Annotated in this window: 14 protein-coding genes; 8 read left to right on the forward strand and 6 right to left on the reverse strand. The window is 69.3% G+C overall.

All coding sequences use genetic code 11. The features are described from left to right. Window position 1: 1 nt before the first annotated feature. Window positions 2-487, reverse strand: a complete 486-nt coding sequence (locus tag AruCF_RS08805) for a tripartite tricarboxylate transporter TctB family protein (protein ID WP_063570228.1) — start codon at window positions 485-487, stop codon at window positions 2-4. 344 nt (window positions 488-831) lie between these two features. Here AruCF_RS08805 and AruCF_RS08810 point away from each other — a divergent pair, with 344 nt between their 5' ends. Together AruCF_RS08810 and AruCF_RS08815 are read left to right on the forward strand one after the other, a co-directional pair. Continuing rightward, entirely contained in the window at window positions 832-2,214 is a 1,383-nt protein-coding gene (locus tag AruCF_RS08810) for a sensor histidine kinase (protein WP_063582716.1), read from the forward strand. Next, a complete protein-coding gene (locus tag AruCF_RS08815) occupies window positions 2,214-3,530 on the forward strand; it encodes a sigma-54-dependent transcriptional regulator (protein WP_059271752.1) in 1,317 nt (438 codons plus the stop codon). The genes AruCF_RS08810 and AruCF_RS08815 overlap by 1 nt, the downstream gene beginning before the upstream one ends. Window positions 3,531-3,591: 61 nt before the next feature. On the opposite strand, the gene AruCF_RS08820 is transcribed toward AruCF_RS08815, so the two are convergent. Continuing rightward, window positions 3,592-4,098, reverse strand: a complete 507-nt coding sequence (locus AruCF_RS08820; protein ID WP_054417356.1) for a CinA family protein — start codon at window positions 4,096-4,098, stop codon at window positions 3,592-3,594. 207 nt (window positions 4,099-4,305) lie between these two features. On the opposite strand from AruCF_RS08820, the gene ku reads away from it, so the two are divergent. Both ku and ligD read left to right on the forward strand, forming a co-directional pair. Continuing rightward, window positions 4,306-5,322, forward strand: coding sequence for a non-homologous end joining protein Ku (gene ku / locus AruCF_RS08825; protein WP_063570229.1), 1,017 nt, complete (start codon window positions 4,306-4,308; stop codon window positions 5,320-5,322). A 2-nt stretch (window positions 5,323-5,324) separates the two neighbouring features. Continuing rightward, a complete protein-coding gene (gene ligD, locus AruCF_RS08830) occupies window positions 5,325-7,982 on the forward strand; it encodes a DNA ligase D (protein WP_083036612.1) in 2,658 nt (885 codons plus the stop codon). 58 nt (window positions 7,983-8,040) lie between these two features. Here ligD and AruCF_RS08835 read toward each other — a convergent pair whose 3' ends face one another. The 4 genes from AruCF_RS08835 to AruCF_RS08850 form a co-directional block, all read right to left on the reverse strand. Beyond that, window positions 8,041-9,486: an amino acid permease gene (locus AruCF_RS08835; RefSeq protein WP_063570231.1), complete on the reverse strand. Its 1,446-nt coding sequence runs from the start codon at window positions 9,484-9,486 to the stop codon at window positions 8,041-8,043. Window positions 9,487-9,696: 210 nt separating this feature from the next. After that, window positions 9,697-9,996: a hypothetical protein gene (locus AruCF_RS08840; protein ID WP_063570232.1), complete on the reverse strand. Its 300-nt coding sequence runs from the start codon at window positions 9,994-9,996 to the stop codon at window positions 9,697-9,699. A 73-nt stretch (window positions 9,997-10,069) separates the two neighbouring features. Then, complete coding sequence (locus AruCF_RS08845) at window positions 10,070-10,336, reverse strand: hypothetical protein (RefSeq protein WP_054417361.1); 267 nt, start codon at window positions 10,334-10,336, stop codon at window positions 10,070-10,072. Between the two features lie 63 nt (window positions 10,337-10,399). Then, window positions 10,400-11,335, reverse strand: coding sequence for an AraC family transcriptional regulator (locus tag AruCF_RS08850; RefSeq protein ID WP_063570233.1), 936 nt, complete (start codon window positions 11,333-11,335; stop codon window positions 10,400-10,402). 163 nt (window positions 11,336-11,498) lie between these two features. On the opposite strand from AruCF_RS08850, the gene AruCF_RS08855 reads away from it, so the two are divergent. From AruCF_RS08855 to AruCF_RS08870, 4 genes are read left to right on the forward strand one after another with little or no spacing between them, the layout of a single operon-like run. Beyond that, a complete protein-coding gene (locus AruCF_RS08855; protein ID WP_054417363.1) occupies window positions 11,499-12,548 on the forward strand; it encodes an NAD(P)-dependent alcohol dehydrogenase in 1,050 nt (349 codons plus the stop codon). A gap of 43 nt (window positions 12,549-12,591) precedes the next feature. Next, complete coding sequence (locus tag AruCF_RS08860) at window positions 12,592-13,062, forward strand: (2Fe-2S)-binding protein (RefSeq protein ID WP_054417364.1); 471 nt, start codon at window positions 12,592-12,594, stop codon at window positions 13,060-13,062. Next, complete coding sequence (locus tag AruCF_RS08865; protein ID WP_068979936.1) at window positions 13,062-15,350, forward strand: xanthine dehydrogenase family protein molybdopterin-binding subunit; 2,289 nt, start codon at window positions 13,062-13,064, stop codon at window positions 15,348-15,350. The genes AruCF_RS08860 and AruCF_RS08865 overlap by 1 nt, the downstream gene beginning before the upstream one ends. 43 nt (window positions 15,351-15,393) lie before the next feature. Further along, entirely contained in the window at window positions 15,394-16,407 is a 1,014-nt protein-coding gene (locus AruCF_RS08870) for an XdhC family protein (protein WP_063570235.1), read from the forward strand.

The following is a 16,407-nucleotide window of genomic DNA, read 5'->3' on the forward strand; positions in this document are numbered from 1 at the left end:
ATCACCCCCAGCGCAGCATCGGGAACTGCAGCTGCAGCGCCCACGAGAAAACGACCGCGCCGAACAGCGTCATCGCGGCGGCGAGAATCGCGGCGGATTTGTATGTGTTCGAGGTGTCGCCCAGCGCCGACACAAACACCAGCGCGAAGGTGGCCGGCAGGAAGCCCAGATACTGGCCGATCACGATGAACAGCGCGATCCCGGCGGCGATGCAGGCCATGCCGCGCAGGCGCTCGCGCCGCGTGGGTTGCGGCAATTGCTCTTCAAGCTGTTCTTCCTGGATTTCGTCGGGGTCGGGGCTGAGCGGGATCAGGATGCCCAGGGCAACCAGGAAGCAGCCCACCAGCATCGGAAAATAGCCCGGCCCCATGCGCGCCAGTTCGCCAATGTTGTAGGTGGTGGCCTCGAAGAGGGTCAGCGCGCCGCAGAGGGCGATGAACGCGCCTCCCCACAGATCGCGCTTTCTAGAAAATATGGTGCTGCCCATGGCGTGCTCCCCGTTTTTTGTTGATGACAAGCCCGCGGGCCGTGCGTGCGCATGACCCGGGGAGCGGGGACTTTAAGAACGGCGCCTTGCATTTTGCTTTCGCGCGGCTGCGCCCGGGTTACGGGATAACCAGAAGGCCGGCCGCCGCGTCGCCAAGGGGCGTAAGCAAGGCTTAACAACGTTTGTTCTTCATGTTCACGAAAGTGAACAATCCGCGTCGAAAAACGCCTGGATCGCCGCCCGGCATGATTCTTGCCCGCGCTCGCGGCGCTTTCGAAATCTTGCAAATTGGTGGACCCGACTGACCACGGCATAATCACGTTTTGCTGTCTGCGCCGTCGATCATGCTTCGCTTGCCGCTCACCGCGCGGATCCCGCTCGCGGTATCCCTGTTGTTCCTGGTCATCTCGGCCGCGCTGATCTCGCTGGCGCTGCACGGCCTGTCGCGCCAGTTCGACAGCCAGGTTTCCAATCTCGGCCAGGTCTACCTGGACGGGCTGTCGGCCGCCATCCTGCCCGCGGTGCGCGCGAACGACGGCGCGCAGATGACCGAGGTGCTCAATCGCGCGCTCGACACGCACCTGGGGGTGGTGGACCGCACGCTGGCGGTGGTCACCGCCGACCATCGACTGCTGGCGCATGTGGCGCGCTATCCCGAGGTCGAGCCGGTGCCGCTGGCGATCCTGCGCGAGCCCTCCGGCAGCCTGGTCAGCCTGCGCTCCGAGGGCGTCTGGACCTGGCGGCTGCTCGACAGCGAACAGCCACAACTGGGTACCCTGATCGCCAACCTGGACGTCAGCGAGTTCCTGCTGCAGCGGCGCGAACTGGCGCTCGAACTGGGGTTGGTGGGGCTGGCCATCAGCCTGCTGGGGGCCATGCTGTGCTACGGCATGGCGCGCCGCCTGCAGCGTCCCATCATCTCGCTGACCGAAGCGCTGCGCGCCGGGCGCGAAGACCGGCCGCGAGAGATGACGGTGCGCACCGGCGATCCCGAATTGCAGGAACTGCTTGCGGCCTACAATTGGATGGTGGCCAGCGTGCGTGAACGCGAGGCCTTCGAGCAACGCCATGCGCACATCGAACGCGAGGCCATGCTGGGCCGTATGTCGGCGGCGCTGGCGCACGAGGTGCGCAATCCGCTGGGCGGCCTGCGCACCGCGGTGCAGACCCTGCGGCAGTTCGGCGACCGCGCCGAGGTGCGGCAGGAATCGCTCGGCTTCATCGACCGTGGCGTCGAGGCACTGCAGGCGGTGGTCGATGCCAGCCTGCGCACCTTCCGGCCGGGCACGGCCCGGCTGCGCCGCGAGGACATCGAGGACATCCGCCTGATGGTCCGGTCGCAGGCGGCCAAGGGCGGCGTTCGGGTGTCGTTGACGTGCGCCGGGATGCATGACGATGCGCTGCCTTGGCCGGCCGGGCCGGTGCGCCAGGTGCTGCTGAACCTGGTGCTGAACGCGGTGCAGGCGTCGCCGCCCGGTGGGCATGTGCGCATCGCGGCCCGTGTGCGCCGGCGCGCGCTGGCGCTGCATGTGATGGACGACGGCGCCGGCTTGCCGCCGGATGCGCGCGCGGCCCTGGCCGGCGGTCCGCGCGGCGGCGACGGCATGGGGCTGGGCATCGTCGCCGAATTGGTGCGGGCCTTGCAAGGTCGCTTGCGCGTCCGCGGCCTGGACCCGGGAACGCGGATATCCGTCCGCATTCCCTTGCCGCCCGAGGGGAAACCGTAGTGAACGAGACACAGGTATTGTTGATCGAGGACGATCCGGTTCTGGGCGGCGCGCTGTTGCAGCGTTTGCGGCTGGAAGGGCTGTCGGCGCAATGGGTGCAGAGCTGCGCGCAGGCGGTGGAATGGTTTCGCCGCTCGCGCCAGCGGCCCGCCTTCGTGCTGGCCGATATCCGCTTGCCCGACGGCTCGGGCGAGGATCTCTACCGCCGGCTGATTCCCTATCTGGCGCAGGCGACCGTGGTGTTCGCCACCGCCTATGGCGAGATCGCCCAGGCGGTGCGGCTGGTGGCGGCGGGCGCCAATGACTATCTGACCAAGCCCTACGATACCGATGCGCTGGTGGCGCGGATGCGCGCGGTGATCGCCGCGCAACCGGCGGGCGCGGCGCGCGAGGTTCATGAAAACCCGTTCGCGCTGGACGAACCGGCCAGCCCGTTGGCGCACGATCTGGAACGGCTGGCCGCGAGCGATTTGCCGCTGCTGCTGGAAGGCGAGACCGGCACCGGCAAGGACCGGGCCGCGCGCTATGCGCACGCGCGCTCGCCGTTCGCGGCGGGGCCGTTCGTGGCCGTCAATTGCGCGTCGCTGCCGCCCGATCTTGCCGAGAGTCTGCTGTTCGGCCATGCCAAGGGCGCGTTCAGCGGCGCCAACACGGCGCGCGAGGGGCTGTTTTCGCAGGCGCAGGCGGGCACCTTGTATCTGGACGAGGTGGCCGAGCTGGCGCCCAAGACGCAGTCCGCGCTGCTGCGGGTGCTGGAGAACGGCGAATACCGGCCGTTGGGCCAGACCGACAGCCTGCGGACCCGGTGCCGCGTCATGGCCAGCACTTGCAGCACGCTGGACACCGAGGTCGCCGAGGGCCGTTTGCGGCCGGATCTGTACTACCGGCTGGCGGTGGCCCGCCTGGCGCTGCCGCCGCTGCGCGAGCGGCCAACGGCCATTGCCGCGCTGGCCGTCCGCCTGCTCGCCGAGCTGGCCCCTCCGAACGGGGCGCGGCTGGCGGCCGACGCGCTGCGGGCGTTGGACGAGCATGATTGGCCTGGCAATATCCGCGAGATGCGCAACCGCATCGCGCGGGCGGTGGTGCTGGCCGATGGCCCCGAGTTGTCCGCCGGCGATCTGTTCCCCGAGCGCAAGCTCGGCGGCGCGCCGGACCTGGCGACCCGGCGCACCCATGCCGAACAGCGCGCGATCCAGCAGGCCATCGCCGAATCCGGCGGGCACCTGGGCAGCGCCGCCAAGCGGCTTGGCATTTCGCGCACCACCTTGTGGAAGAAGCTGCGCGCGACCCGCGACGACGATCGCTCGCCTTCCTAGGCGGCCATGTCCGCGCGGTCCGCGCGGCCCGCGCGCGATGCCGGGTCGAGCGGGGCGCGGGTCAGCCGGCGGCGGCTGGCCGGTGCCGCAGGAAGCAATCGACGATGCCTTGCAGGGCGAATTCGGCGCTGGCCTGGCGGATGCGATTGCGGCTGCCGCTGAATTGCCGCGTGGCGGTGTAGATGACAGGATGGGCATCGGCGCCGCCTTGCTTGAAGACCCAGGCGTAGCATTGGGTGCCGGGCGCGATGCGATCGTCGGTGGCATCGGTGACGCCGGTGTTGGCGACGGCGACGTTGGCCGGACTTTTGGCGGCTGCCCCCAGCGCCATGGCGCGCGCCACGGCCTCGCTGGTGAGATTGTGGCGCGCCAGGATCGATTGCGGCACGCCCAGGCAGCGCCGCTTGGCCGCCACCGAATACACCACGAAGGCGCAGTCGAGCAACTCGCCGGCGCCAGGAACGTCGGCCAGGGTAGCAGCGACGAGGCCGGCGGTGCAGGACTCGGCCGTCACAAGGGTCAATTGATGCTCCTGCATGAATCGGGCCACGCGTTCGATGCTGTTCATCCTGCGACTCCGCCGGGCAGTAGCGGGGCTGGCAGCAATCGCCGTGCCAGGCCGCCGATCGACCACCGTGACGCCAGGCATGGCAATTGCTGGCGGGCCGGATCATGCCGGCGTTGGCGCGCGCGCCAAGCGCTGCGACAATAGCGCCAGGCGGTCAATCCAACCACTGGACGGGGCGGCAGCGGCGCCCCGAAGGAGAGCGGCATCATGGCGACGCGAACCATCTGGAAAGGCGCGATCTCGTTCGGGCTGGTGCATATTCCCGTGGGCCTGCACACGGCCACCACCGAATCCGGCGTGGATTTCGACTGGCTCGACAAGCGTTCGATGGACCCGGTCGGCTACAAGCGCATCAACAAGCGCACCGGCAAGGAGATCGACAAGGACAACATCGTCAAGGGCGTGGAATACGAGGACGGCCAGTACGTCATCATCTCGCCCGAAGAGATCGCCGACGCCTACCCGCGCACCACCCAGACCATCGAGATCCAGCAGTTCGTCGAGGCCGGCGAGGTGCCGTTCGTCTATCTGGAGCGGCCCTACTACCTGGCGCCGATCGACAAGGGCCAGAAGGTCTACGCCTTGCTGCGCGATACGCTGGCCAAGACCGGCAAGATCGGCATTGCCCGGGTGGTGATCCAGACCAAACAGCACCTGGCGGCGCTGATCCCGGCGGGCGATGCGCTGGTGCTCAACCTGATGCGCTGGGGCGACGAGGTCAAGGCCGCCGATGACCTGGACCTGCCCAAGTCCGGCGCCAAGGCCACGGCGCCCAGCGCCAGCGAACTGAAGATGGCGCGGATGCTGGTCGACGACATGTCCGGCCATTGGGATCCGGAGCAGTACAAGGATGAGTTCAAGGCCGCCGTCATGGACCTGGTGGCGCGCAAGGTCAAGGCGGGCAAGACCGAGACTGTGATCGAGCCGCGAGAGGAATCGCCGGCCTATGCCGATAACGTCATCGACCTGACCGAATTGCTGCAGCGCAGCCTGAAGGGGCGCGCGTCGGGCAAGGCGTCGGACGGGGCGGGGGCCCGGACGGCGGCGAAGAAGACTGCCAGGAAGGGGGCCGCCAAGTCCGCCACCAAATCCGCCGCCAAATCCGCCAACAAGGCGACTTCCAAGTCGACCCCGAAGACAAGCACGAAGGCGGCCAGCGGCAAGGCGGCCGGGAAAGCGGCAGGCAAGGCCGGCGCCCCGGCCAAGACCCGCAAGGCGGCGTGACCATGGCCGATACCCTGGCGAAGTACCGCGCCAAGCGCGACTTCAAAGTGACCTCGGAGCCGGCGGGCGGCGGCGAGGCCAACGAGGCCGCGCGTGCCTTCGTGATCCAGAAGCACTGGGCCAGCCACCTGCACTACGACTTCCGGCTGGAACTGGACGGGGCCATGAAGAGCTGGGCCGTGCCCAAGGGACCCAGCTACGACCCGTCGGTCAAGCGCATGGCGGTGCAGGTCGAAGACCATCCCATCGCCTACAACCGCTTCGAGGGCGAGATTCCGAAGGGCCAGTACGGCGCCGGCAAGGTCATCATCTGGGATCGCGGCACCTGGTCGCCGGTGGGCGATCCGGCCGAGGGCTACGAGCGCGGCCACCTCAAGTTCGACCTGCATGGCGTCAAGCTGCGCGGGCGCTGGGCGCTGATCCGCATGAAGGGGCGGGGATCCGAGAAGCAGCCGCCCTGGCTGCTGGTGAAGGACCGCGACGACTACGCCCGCGCCGAAAGCGAATTCAGCGTGGTGGACGAGCAGCCCGACAGCGTGGTGTCGCCAGCCGCTGGCGGGCGCCCGGTGCCCGCCGCCGCCCCATCCGCGATGGCGCCGCCCGACGATCCGCCGCCATCCGGCCAGCTGCCGGGCGAGCCGGCCGACCTGCCGCGGCAACTCAAGCCACAGCTGGCCACGCTGGCGGAAGGCGTGCCGTCCCAGGCGCGGGATGACTGGCTGTACGAGATGAAGTTCGACGGCTACCGGTTGCTGGCGCGGCTGGACCACGGCGAGGTGCGCCTGTACACGCGCAACGGCCACGACTGGGCGCCGAAGCTGCCGCACCTGGCGGCGGCGCTGCGGCGCATGCCGTTGGAAACCGCATGGCTCGACGGCGAGATCGTGATGCTGGCCGACAACGGCGCGCCCAGCTTCCAGGCCTTGCAGAACGCCTTCGACGGCGAGCGCACCAGCGGCATCCTGTTCTATGTGTTCGACCTGCCTTACGTGACCGGCCGCGACCTGCGCGGCGAACCGCTGCGGGTGCGCCGCGCGGTGCTGGCGCGGGTGATGGAAGCCGCGGGGGGCGACCCCCTGCGTTTCAGCGACGCGTTCGACGCGGCCCCGGCCGACCTGGTGGCATCGGCCTGCAAGATGGGGCTGGAAGGCATCATCGCCAAGCGCCTGTCGTCGCCGTACGTATCGCGGCGCAGCGACAGCTGGATCAAGCTCAAGTGCGCGCGGCGGCAGGAGTTTGTCGTGGTCGGCTACACCGATCCCAAGGGGGCGCGGGTGGGGCTGGGCGCGCTGCTGCTGGCCTATCACGACGAGGCCGGCGAACTGGTGTACGCCGGCAAGGTGGGCACCGGGTTCGACGACGCCGGACTGGCGGCGCTGCGGGACCGGTTGGCGGCGCTGGAAACACGCCGGGCCAGTGTCGACGCCCGTGGCATCGGTCGCGGCACGCACTGGGTGCGGCCCGAGCTGGTGGCGGAAGTGTCGTTCGGGGAATGGACGGAATCGGGCCACGTGCGCCATCCCGTGTTCCGTGGGCTGCGCACCGACAAGCCGGCGCGGGCGATTACCAGGGAGGTGGCGATGGACCCGGAGACGACGCGGGACGCCGGGGCGCGGCATGGCCGCGGCAACACCGCGGGCAAGGCGACCCGCAAGCGCAGCGCGACAGTCGCGAAGAATGCGGCTGGCGCAACAGCCGGCAAAGGGGCCGGAACGGCGGCTGGCAAGACGGCCCGCAAGACCATGGCCACGTCGGCCCAGCGCGCAAGGACGGCCACCGCCGCCGGCAAGCTGACCCATCCCGAACGCGTCATCGACCCGTCCACCGGCCTGACCAAGCTGGACCTGGCCCGCTACTACGGCCTGGTGGCGCCGCTGCTGCTGCGCCACCTGAAGGACCGGCCGGTGTCGTTCCTGCGCGCGCCGGCGGGCATCAAGGGCGAGTTCTTCTTCCAGAAGCACCTGGAGGCGCCGATGCCGGGCGTGAAGGCATTGCCGCAGGCCCTGGATCCGGACCACCCGCCCTTGATGGAACTGCCGACGCCGCAGGCGATCATGTCGGCCGCGCAGATGAACGTGGTGGAGTTCCATACCTGGAACGCGGTCAAGCGCGCCATCGGCAAGCCCGACCGCATGGTGTTCGACCTGGACCCGGGCGAGGGCGTTACCTGGGACGCGGTGCGGCGGGGCGCGCAATTACTGCGCGTGCTGCTGACCGAGATCGGCCTGCGGGCCTGGCTCAAGACCAGCGGCGGCAAGGGCCTGCATGTGGTGGTGCCGCTGCGCCGGCAATACGACTGGGACACGGTCAAGGCGTTCTCGCAGGCTATCGTCCAGCATCTGGCGCGCACGCTGCCGCAGGTGTTCGTGGCCAAGAGCGGTCCGAAGAACCGCGTCGGCCGGATCTTCGCCGATTACCTGCGCAATGGCTTCGGCGCCACCACGGTGGCGGCCTGGTCGGCGCGCGCGCGGCCGGGGATGGGGGTGTCGGTGCCGCTGGCGTGGGAGGAACTGGACGAGGTCCGGGCCAGCGACCAGTGGACCATCGCCAACATCCATGAGCGCCTGGATGTCGGCGACTCGCCGTGGGACGACTACGCCCCGCAGGCGCTTGGCGCGGCCATGAAGGCGTTGGATTTCAAGCCGGATTCGGGCGGGTAGGCGGCCTCGGCGCCCGGTCGCGTTGACCGGGGGCGGGCCTCGGGTACGGACTTGCCGCTTACTCGGCTCCCGCCGGCGCCAGTTCCGCCTCGCCCCGGGCGCGCGCGCCGATGCCGAACACCTGCGCCACGATGCCCATGGCGACGATGACGCCGGCCAGGATCGAGGTGTAGACCACCTCGTTGCGATAGGTGCCTTCGATCACCATGGTGACCAGGGCGGCGATGATGCAGACGATCACCGCATACGTCAGCCACGGGAACAGCCACATCCTGAATTCCAGCCGCACCCCGCGCGCCTGCAGGCGCTGCCGCATGCGCAGTTGCGAGAAGGCGATCGCCAGGTAGACGAACAGCGCGATGGTGCCGGTGGCCTGCATCAGCACGTCATAGACGTCCATTTTCGAGGTCGCCATCATCCAGACGGCGGCGAAGGCGAACAGGCTGGAGATGATGACGCCGACATAGGGCGTGCCGGTCTTGCGCCCGGTGATCTGCATGACGCGGTGGGCGTCGCCGCGCCTGGCCAGCGAATAGAGCATGCGCGAGGCGGTGTACAGCGCCGAATTGAAGCAGCTGCACACCGAAGTGAGCACGATGAAGTTGACGATCAGCTGCGCATGCGGAATGCCGAGCGCGTCGAGCGCGACGTTGTAGGTGCCCTGGGTCGGCTGCGTCAGCCCGGGCGCGTTGTACGGCACCAGGCAGACCACGATGAAGATCGAGCCCACGTAGAACAGGCAGATGCGCCACACCACCGAGCGTGTGGTCTTGATGATTTCGCGGCCCGGGTCGGCCGATTCGGCGGCGGCCACGGTGACGATCTCGGCGCCGATGAAGGCGAACATCACGCCCAGCAGCGCCACCACCACGGCCTTCGGGCCGTTGGGCATGAAGCCCTGGCTGGTCAGGTGATCCCAGCCGTTGGCGGCGCCCCACGGCCACAGGTGCGCCAGCGCCAGGCTGCCCATCACCAGGAACAGCACGATGGCCACCACCTTGATGAGCGCGAACCAGAATTCGAATTCGCCGTAGTTGCGCACGTTCAGGAAGTTGACGATCAGCAGCGACACCGTCACCAGCAGCGCATAGCCCCAGGCCGGCACCATCGGGAACCAGCCGTGCAGGATCTGCCCGGCCACGTAGGCTTCCCAGCCCATCAGCAGGGCCCAGAAGTACCAGTAGAGCCAGCCGATGGTAAAGCCCGCCCAGCGCCCGATGGCGCGGTCGGCGTAGGTCGAGAACGAACCGGTGTCCGGCTGCGCCACGGCCATCTCGCCCAGCATGCGCATGGCCAGGATGACCAGGATGCCGCCGCCGATGTAGGCCAGGATGACGGCGGGGCCGGCCAGGGCGATCTGCTTGCCGGACCCCACGAACAGCGCCGCGCCGATCACGCCGGCGATGGACATCATCGTGAGATGGCGGGACTTGAGTCCGCCCTTCAGTTCGGTATTGGGGGTGTTTGCCAACTGTCTTCTCCTCTCCGGATGCGCAAGGGCCATGGCACGTCCGCCATCGGAATGGAAAAGAGGCATGTCCCCTGCCGGTTTATCGCTTTTTGGTGGTGCCGCCATGAGCATACGCGCGACGGGGCGAGCGTTGGCGCCGGCGCCACGCTCTGTTGCAAGTGCCAGGTTTTGTTGCCTGCCGCGCGGCCCGTCGGCGGAGAAATCGGACGTGTGGAGGCGGCGCGCCGCCTCCGCGGGGGCCGCTTATGCGTCGTCCGATGGTGTGTGGGAGGCGGGCGTCGCGTCGGGCCGGCCGCCGTTGCGGACGGCATCGGGCCGCGTATGCGCCAGGCCGGCTTCGCTCTCGTCCACGACCTCGTCGGGGGCGATGTCGCGGCCGGCGTCCTCGGAGGCCAGGGGATCGGCCGCGGGCCGCGCGCCGGTGCCTTGCGCGTCGCTGTCGGTCGATGGCGCGGAGGCGGGCAGGTCGCTGGGGGAGTCCGAGGAGTCGCTGGGACCGGCGGGCGGCGAAGAGACGGGATCGGGAATGCGCGAGGGGGACATGATGGCTCCTGGTGGCGGGGGCCGCGATTGGCCAGGACCCGTCACCAGCAAGCGCCGCTCCCGGCCGGCGGCGCTAGAAGCGCGGGTGCTTGCCGAACGGCACCTCGGCGTCGGTCGGCGCTTCGAAGGTGGCGGTGCCGCCGCTCAGGTCGGCGGCGTGGATCTGCGCCAGCCGCGTGGCTTCGTCGATGGCGACCTGGGCGGAAGCGAAGTGCTCGTCGAGCGTGATGCGTTCGTCCGGCGTGCCGGCGACAGGCGAGATGAGCAGGTAGGCGATGCGCCAGACGCCGTGGTCTTCCCAGGGGCGTTCGATCTGGAAATCCCATTTGGCTTTTTCCATGATGGCTCCGGTCAGTGCAAGGCTTGCGGAACCTTCATGCTAGCGCGATCGGTCCTCGAACGCTCATTCCTGTCGCGCCAGATCGGCCTGCCCGCGCAATGCCGCGATGTCGCGCTTGGGCGGCGCGCCGTACAGGCGGCTGTATTCGCGGCTGAATTGCGACGGGCTTTCATAGCCCACTTTGAACGCGGCGCTGGCCACGTCCAGGTAGTCGCTCAGCATCAGCCGCCGCGCCTCGTTCAGCCGCAGCCATTTCTGGTACTGCAAGGGGCTCATGGCGGTGAGCTGGCGGAAATGATGGTGGAACGTCTGCGGACTCATCTGCACGCGCGCGGCCAGTTCTTCCACCCGCAAGGGCCGGGCGTAGTGCTGCTTGAGCCATTCGATGGCCCGCGCGATGCGCTGGCCCTGGCCGTCGACCGCGGTGATCTGGCGCAGCTTGGCCGCCTGGTCGCTCTGCAGCAGGCGGAAATGCAGTTCGCGCAGCACCAGCGGCGCCAGCACCTCGATGGCGTCGGGTTCGTCCAGCAGGGCCAGCAGGCGCTCGAACGGCGCCAGCAGGGCGGGGGTGACCGTGCCGATGCCCACGCCGACGCCCAGCGCCCGCTCGCGCGGAGCCAGCATGCCGCCCTGCGCGATCAGTTCGGCCAGCACGCGCAGGTCCAGCTTCAGGGCCAGGCCCAGGCAGGGCTGTTCCGGGCTGGCCAGCGTGACTTCCGAGTCGGCCGGCAAATCCAGTGACGTAATGAGGAAGCGTGAGGTATCGTAAGCAAACGCCTCGCCGCCCACCCACATCTGCTTGGCGCCTTGCACCACCAGCACCAGGCTGGGTTCGACCAGGCAGCTGCAGGCGCGCGAGACGGCCTCGCGCCGGAAGAAGCCCAGGCCGGGAATGGCGGTGTCGAAGTCGCCCGTGCCATGGGTGCGGGCGTCGATGGCGCGTGCCAGGGTCTGGTACGAAAGGGCGTGGTGCGCCGCCGCATCGGGGTTGCGTGTCATGGATCGGTAGCCTCCGGGGGCACTGTACCCGCAGGCCGCGGCCTTGCATACCAGAGCGGTTGTTGTTCCAGAGGATCAGGCAAGAAATCCAGCGAAATGCGCTACCGGAGTCATGCCGCGATTGCGGAAAATGCCTTTTTTGGCCAAGCACACGGAGTCTGCAATGCTTGTGAAAGCCTACGGCGCCCATGCCAGCGATCAGCCCCTCGAATCGCTGCAAATCACCCGCCGCGCCACGGGCGCGCACGATGTCCAGATCGACATCGCTTTCTGCGGCATCTGCCATTCCGACCTGCACCAGGTGCGTTCGGAATGGGAAGGCACCCAATACCCCTGTGTCCCCGGCCACGAGATCGTCGGGCGGGTCGCCGCCGTTGGCGCGCACGTGCAGGGTTTCAAGCCGGGCGACCTGGTGGGCGTGGGCTGCATCGTCGACAGCTGCGGGCATTGCGCTGAATGCGCCGACGGCCTGGAGAATTACTGCGACGCCATGGTCGGCACCTACAACGGCCCCACGGCCGACGAGCCGGGCTGGACCCTGGGCGGCTATTCGCAGAAGATCGTCGTTCACGAGCGCTATGTGCTGCGCATCCGCCACCCCGCCGAGCAACTGGCCGCGGTGGCGCCGCTGCTGTGCGCCGGTATCACCACCTATTCGCCGCTGCGCCACTGGAACGCGGGGCCGGGCAAGAAGGTGGGCGTGGTCGGCGTGGGCGGGCTGGGACACATGGGCATCAAGCTGGCCCATGCCATGGGCGCTCACGTGGTGGCGTTCACGACTTCCGATGGCAAGCGCGCGGCCGCCCGCGAGCTGGGCGCCGACGAGGTGGTGGTGTCGCGCAACGCTGACGACATGGCGGCGCACCTGCAAAGCTTCGACTTCATTCTGAACACCGTGGCCGCGCCGCACGACCTGGATGCCTTCCTGGCGCTGCTCAAGCGCGACGGCACCATGACGCTGGTGGGCGCGCCGGCCACGCCGCATCCGTCGCCCAACGTCTTCAACTTCATCATGAAGCGCCGCTCGCTCGCCGGTTCCATGATCGGCGGCATTCCGGAGACCCAGGAAATGCTCGACTTCTGCGCGGAACACGGCATCGTCGCCGACATCGAGATGGTCCGCGCCGACGAGATCAACGCCGCCTACGAGCGCATGCTCAAGGGCGACGTCAAGTACCGTTTCGTCATCGACAACGCCACCTTGAACGGCTGACCGCCGTCCCCCCGCCCCGCGCCCCACCCACGAGGAGTTCGCCATGACACGATTGCAAGTCAACGGCCAGACCAAGGAAGTCTCCGTTCCCGACGACATGCCCTTGCTGTGGGTGCTGCGCGATGAGCTCGGCATGACCGGCACCAAGTTCGGCTGCGGCATGGCGCTGTGCGGCGCCTGTACCACCCACCTGGACGGGCAGCCGACGCGCGCCTGTGTGACGCCCGTGTCCGCCGCGGCGGGCCGGGCGATCGGCACTATCGAGGGCATGGAGGCCGACCCGGTCGGCCGCAGCGTGCAGCGCGCCTGGGTGGAAAACAACGTGGCGCAGTGCGGCTATTGCCAGGCCGGCCAGATCATGACGGCGGTGGGTTTGCTCAAGACCACGCCAGCGCCCACCGAACAGCAGATCGACGAAGCCATGAGCGGCAACATCTGCCGCTGCGGCACCTATCCCCGAATCCGCGCCGCCATCAAGCAGGCGGCGGCCCAGCTGGCCCAGGGAGGCAAATGATGACGACCACGATGCAGGCCTCGCGGCGCGGGTTCCTCAAGGGCGGCCTGGGCGCGCTGACGCTGGCGGTGACGGGCAATGGCCTGGTCAGCGCGGTGTGGGCGGCCGACGCGCCCAGGAAGTATGGCGCCGATTCCATGCCGGGCGGCACGGTGGACGATCCGCTGGCGTTCGTCTCGATCGCGGCGGACGGCGCGGTGACCATCATCGCGCACCGCGCCGAGATGGGCACCGGGGTGCGCACCAGCCTGCCGATGGTGGTGGCCGACGAGATGGAGGCCGCCTGGGACCGGGTGCGGGTGGTGCAGGCCGATGCCGACGAGGCGCGCTATGGCAACCAGAACGTGGACGGCTCGCGCAGCATGCGCCACTTCCTGATGCCGATGCGGCGCGTGGGCGCCGCGGCCCGCCAGATGCTGGAAGCGGCGGCGGCCGCGCGCTGGGCGGTGCCCGTGGCCGAGGTGCGCGCCACGCAGCACCAGGTGGTCCACGTGCCCACCGACCGCAAGCTGGGCTACGGCGAACTGGCGGCCGACGCCGCCAAGCTGCCGGTGCCCAAGGGCGACGCGCTCAAGCTCAAGACGCGCGCCGAGTTCCGCTACATCGGCAAGGAGCAGGTGCGCCTGGTCGACCTGGAGGCCATCGGCAAGGGCCAGGCCATCTACGGCATGGACATGCGGCTGCCGGGCATGGTCTATGCCGTGGTGGCGCGTCCGCCGGTGGTGGGCGGCAAGCCGCGCCGGGTGGACAGCGCCAAGGCGCTGGCCGTGCCGGGCGTGCTGAAGGTGGTGGACATTCCCGCCATGGCCGGCGCGCCCGCGTTCCAGCCGCTGGGGGGCGTGGCGGTGGTGGCCAGCAATACCTGGGCCGCGATGCAGGGCCGCGCCGCCCTGCAGATCGAGTGGGACGACGGCCCCAACGCGGACTATGACTCCGCCGCCTACCGCGAGACGCTGACGGCGGCCAGCCGCAAGCCGGGCAAGGTGGTGCGCGACCAAGGCGATGCGCCGCAGGCCTGGGCCAAGGCCGGCGAGGCCGGACGTTTCTCGGCCGAATACCACGTCCCGCACCTGGCCCACGCGTCGATGGAGACGCCGGTGGCGACCGTCCGCATCCAGGACGGCGGGGCCGAGGTCTGGACCTCGGTGCAGAATCCCGCCGCGGCGCAGGAGGCGGTGGCCAACCGCCTCAAGCTGAAACCCGAAAACGTCAAGGTCCACGTGCTGTTGCTGGGCGGCGGCTTCGGCCGCAAGTCCAAGCCGGACTATGTCGACGAGGCCGCCATCGTGGCCCAGGCCATGCCCGCCGGCACGCCGGTCAAGCTGGTGTGGACGCGCGAGGACGACATCCACCACGACTATCTGCATACCGTGTCGGCCGAACACCTGGAGGCCGTGGTGGGCCAGGACGGCAAGGTGCAGTCGTGGCTGCACCGCAGCGCCGCGCCGACCATCGCCTCGCTGTTTACCGAGGGCGCCAAGGGCGAGCAGTTGTTCGAATCGGCCATGTCCGCCATCAACATGCCCTACGTGATCCCGAATGTGCGGGTCGAAACGGCCGAGGTCGCCGCCCACGCCCGCATCGGCTGGTTCCGTTCGGTGGCCAACATTCCGCATGCCTTCGCGGCGCAGTGCTTCATCGCCGAGCTGGCGCATCGCGCCGGCCAGGACCACAAGCAATATGCGCTGGACCTGATCGGCCCGGCCCGCCGCATCGATCCGGGCACGCTGGCGGACACCTGGAACTACAGCGAATCGCCCGAGCGCTATCCCTACGACACCGGCCGCCTGCGCGGCGTGATCGAGGCGGCCGCCAGCGGCGCCAGGTGGGGCCGCGAAATGCCCAAGGGCCACGGGCTGGGGCTGGCGTTCTGCTACAGCTTCATGAGCTACACGGCCACCGTGGTCGAGGTGGCGGTGGACGAGAAGGGCGAGGTGCGGGTGCTGGCCGTGGACATGGCCATGGACTGCGGCCCGCAGATCAACCCCGAGCGCATCCGCGCGCAGATGGAAGGCGGCGCCATCATGGGCCTGAGCCTGGCGCTGCTGGGCGAGATCACCTTCGAGAAGGGGCGCGTCAGGCAGAACAATTTCTATGACTACGAAGTGCTGCGCCACAACGCGTCGCCGCGCGTGATCCGGACGCACCTGGTCAATGACGACCACGCCCTGCCGCCGGGAGGCGTGGGCGAGCCGCCGGTGCCGCCGGTGGCGCCGGCGCTGTGCAACGCCATTTTCGCCGCCACCGGCAAGCGGGTGCGCAGCCTGCCGGTGCGCGGCGTTGCCTGAAGCCCGCGGGATGGGCATGATGCGGTCGCCGGGAGGGGGTTGAATGGAAAGTGTGGACGTACGCGTACTGCGCGCGGCGCGCGATTGGGCGGCGGCGGGGGAGCGGGTGCTGCTGGCCACCGTGGCGCGCACCTGGGGTTCGTCGCCGCGGCCGGCGGGCTCGATGATGGCCTTGCGCGAGGACGGCCGCTGCGTCGGCTCGGTCTCGGGCGGCTGTATCGAGGACGATCTGGTGCTGCGCTATACCCGCGCCCATGGCGGCGCCGGCATACCGCGTTCGGCGCCCGAGCTGGTGCGCTACGGCGTCCATGCCGACGATGCGCACCGCTTCGGCCTGCCGTGCGGCGGCACCCTGGAACTGCTGCTGGAGTTCGATCCCGACCTGGCCGCGCTGGACGCCCTGGTGCGGCAGCTGGAAGCGGGGCAGTTGATGCAGCGCACGGTCGACTGTGCGACGGGCGCGGTGCGGCAGGCGCCGGCCGACGCCCCGCAAGCTCTGCGTTTCGACGGCGCCACGCTGTCCAGCACGCTGGGGCCGCAGTACCGCATGCTGCTCATCGGCGCCGGCGCGCTGGCCGAGTATGTGGCGACCATGGCGCTGTTCAACGATTTCGCGGTCACGCTGTGCGATCCGCGCGTGGAGCACCTGGGCGCCTGGTCGGTGCCCGGCGCGCACCTGACCACCGAGATGCCCGACGATGCCGTGCGCGCCTTGCGGCCGGACACGCGCACCTGCATCGTGGCGCTGAGCCACGATCCCAAGCTGGACGACCTGGCCCTGCTGGAAGCGCTGCACAGCCCGGCGTTCTATGTCGGCGCGATCGGTTCGCGGCGCAATACCGACCTGCGCCGCCAGCGGCTGATCGAGCACTTCGACGAAACCGAGGAATCGCTGCGGCGCCTGCGGGCGCCGGTCGGCCTTTTCATCGGCAGCCGCACACCGGCCGAGATCGCCGTCAGCATCATGGCCGAGATCCTGGCCGTCAAGAACGGCGTGGCGCTGCCGGCCACGCTGTCGGTCGCGGTCGCCAAGACGCGCGAGCCCAGCGCGGCGTAG

The organism is Achromobacter ruhlandii (assembly GCF_002082135.1).
Lineage (GTDB): Bacteria > Pseudomonadota > Gammaproteobacteria > Burkholderiales > Burkholderiaceae_B > Achromobacter > Achromobacter ruhlandii.